Source organism: Nitrosomonas sp. Nm166, assembly GCF_900112825.1.
Taxonomy (GTDB): Bacteria; Pseudomonadota; Gammaproteobacteria; order Burkholderiales; family Nitrosomonadaceae; genus Nitrosomonas.
The window spans coordinates 1-2,474 of the sequence record NZ_FONE01000101.1 but is presented as its reverse complement, the minus strand read 5'-3'; the positions used below and the strand labels follow the sequence as shown (position 1 = coordinate 2,474).

The window sequence follows — 2,474 nt, the reverse complement described above, 5'->3', positions numbered from 1 at the left end:
TCTTTCATAGCCGTGCCTTCGATAGTTTGGATGCGCTTGAGATACATCTGGAGAGCGCGCTAAAAAGCCTCGAATCAAACCAGGAAACTATGCGCAGCATTACCGGATGGGATTGGATTATTAATGCTGTTCCTAAATAGAATTGGAATAAGACGGTTTAGCAGCGGGCTTTCCCATTCTGAAGCTCGGTACGGCCCTATGTTGGCTCCCAGGATAGCGTGAGTGGCGCATTCAACCAGCACAGCACACTGTGCCTGCGGGTAACCAGCGTGGCCTGTGCGACTACCAGGGTACCCGAACTGCGCCGCATTATCAGCTTCATCGGGCAACTCGAAATTACTGCCGTCCATGGCTACCAATCGCAATCCGGCATAAAACGCCTGAGGATTTGCCTGGGGATCAGCCAATGGATTGCAGCAACGCTCCACCAATGTGGCTAATGGTTGCCAGCCAATGCGACTTCGCGCTGCACTGATGGAAGACTTGGCCACCCGTGCCGGCTCCGCCGTACCAGCGGCCCAGGCAAGCCCTTGTGCCACAACCGAAAAAACCTCTTCATATGCGGCTTCTGGATACAGGTTTAATGCCATGCAGTAATAAACACCAACAACCGCAGGGAAACTACGCAATCTTTGACTATTACAGCCATATTCATCCAGCGCGGCATTTACCTGCTCTGCAGGAACAACGCGTGCTAACAGACTGGCTGACAAAAAATCACTTAACCTGGCTCCAGACCCTAAGACTGACCTCGTTCTCGCCATATAACCCTCTACCATCAAGTTTTAAATAAAAGGGTATCATGGCATATTCTGTATCAAACGAACTTGAGTCAGAAGGTCCCGAGTTCGATTCTTGGTGTCGGCACCATAAAACAATAAGTATATAGTTTAATAAGAACTTCAGAATAACTCGGGGTAACGCCGGGGTAACTTTACTCGGCAATTCTGGTGTTTGCAGGAAGATATCGAGATCCGATTGAGAGTACCGAATCATCCCACCCATTTTGTGATAAGGGATAATATGGCGCTTGGTTAATCGCCATGTATCAAGGGTTTTTTTAGACACTCCTAGATATTCTGCTGCCTGTTTTTCGGTCAGTCTGGGTTTGTTCGGATCATTAATTATTTTCTGTATCGCTGTCATTTATTGATTCCTTATCATTCTTGCAAAACGCTCAAGCAAACTTGCCACCTCAAGATCATCTTCATTTCAGATTATTATTGTTTTTCTACAAGTATTTATCCTGTGCGCACCAATAACAACATCATGGTCGATGAAATGAACTTTGTATTCAAATGCGCATCCCGGATTCTGCTCGAGCACCATTGACAGATACGTAGCATACTGACGTCCAAGTTCGATTATGTATTCTTCTTGAGTCATTTCAGAATCAATCGCCATCTGATAAAGATCAAGCTTCATTTTGCAATTATTCATTCTCAACCATTCTCCCAGGTATAAATAGATTTTCTCTTCCTGGCGCGAATGGATTTCCCCATTTCGTGGTTCTGTCGACTTTTACCGTGTTTTCAGGCATGCGCCAGCCTTTAACACGCTTCAGTTGTACTCGTCTTGGTTGCTGGTTCATTATTTAATTCCTGAGAATATTTGTTGTGTGACCGTCATTCACTAAATCGATGAAAAATTACAGTAATATCAATATCCAGCCTGCCGTAGATTGAAATGATGGCAGCTCCATGGAAGCTATCTAGCCATTTTGCTGGTACTTTATAAAAATCGATTATTCGTCCGTGACGTCTGTTTTTATTACCATAACCCTTGCTCAAGGTAACGATCCTGCGTACCCTACATGTGTTTTCGTTCCATCGTGGTCCGTATCTGCGCAATTCAGATTTTTTTGTACCGTCCGCAAATGCATCGTAGTATTCAGACTTGAGTGGAATAAAAAGTGGTTTATCCATCACTTTGCCTTATTTGGAAGAAGCTATTGCCGGAAATACAAGTTGATGATTGTCAGCACGGCAGTGAAGAATGCAGTGTAATACGAATATTTTTTCGCATCCCGAGAGTGATCATCTTTGGAAGGGAATTTCGTATTATCTGTTTCATCCCCATACTTTCTCTTAATATATTCATATGCTTTTTGGTAATTTGAATACATATAGTAATGATAAATTGCGGCCATGAAAGATATTGCCAGGCCGATCCATCCTATTAGTTCAATCATCGTTTGCTCTCTTTATCCTGATTTCTTACTAAACACTGTTACCTAAGCTGCCTTCGCTTCTTGATTACGAATTCTAAAATGTACTGTTTTACGTTATTTTAATATTCTTAATGTCATTGTTTTGTATTTATTTTTACTGTTATGTTGTTTTAAACTCCACTCCATAGTTTTACGCCTACTGTCTACATAGGGCTTGTCGGAAAACTCAAAAGAGCTAAGAAAAACAAAAAACCAGCAACGACACATCAAGAAATCGCAGAATTAACAGAAAATAGAATCTCTG

Annotated in this window: 5 protein-coding genes; all 5 read right to left on the bottom strand. The window is 42.5% G+C overall.

The window, feature by feature from the left end:
* Positions 1-74: 74 nt before the first annotated feature.
* The 5 genes from BM021_RS14840 to BM021_RS14820 all read right to left on the bottom strand — a co-directional run bounded on the left by BM021_RS14840 (position 75) and on the right by BM021_RS14820 (position 1,925).
* On the bottom strand, positions 75-764 hold the full coding sequence (locus BM021_RS14840; protein WP_177186399.1) for a transposase domain-containing protein: 690 nt from the start codon (positions 762-764) through the stop codon (positions 75-77).
* Entirely contained in the window at positions 718-1,146 is a 429-nt protein-coding gene (locus tag BM021_RS14835; protein ID WP_090721749.1) for a helix-turn-helix domain-containing protein, read from the bottom strand. The genes BM021_RS14840 and BM021_RS14835 overlap by 47 nt, the downstream gene beginning before the upstream one ends.
* A gap of 66 nt (positions 1,147-1,212) precedes the next feature.
* The gene (locus BM021_RS15640) at positions 1,213-1,440 is read right to left on the bottom strand and encodes a hypothetical protein (protein WP_090721748.1); all 228 of its coding nucleotides are present in this window, start codon (positions 1,438-1,440) and stop codon (positions 1,213-1,215) included.
* Positions 1,433-1,591 (bottom strand): DUF4326 domain-containing protein, encoded by a 159-nt coding sequence (locus BM021_RS14825; protein WP_090721747.1) that lies wholly within the window; start codon positions 1,589-1,591, stop codon positions 1,433-1,435. Before BM021_RS14825 ends, BM021_RS15640 begins: the two co-directional genes overlap by 8 nt.
* A 34-nt stretch (positions 1,592-1,625) precedes the next feature.
* Positions 1,626-1,925 carry a hypothetical protein gene (locus tag BM021_RS14820; RefSeq protein WP_090721746.1) on the bottom strand — a complete coding sequence of 100 codons (300 nt, stop codon included), beginning with the start codon at positions 1,923-1,925 and terminating at the stop codon, positions 1,626-1,628.
* Positions 1,926-2,474 lie beyond the last annotated feature (549 nt).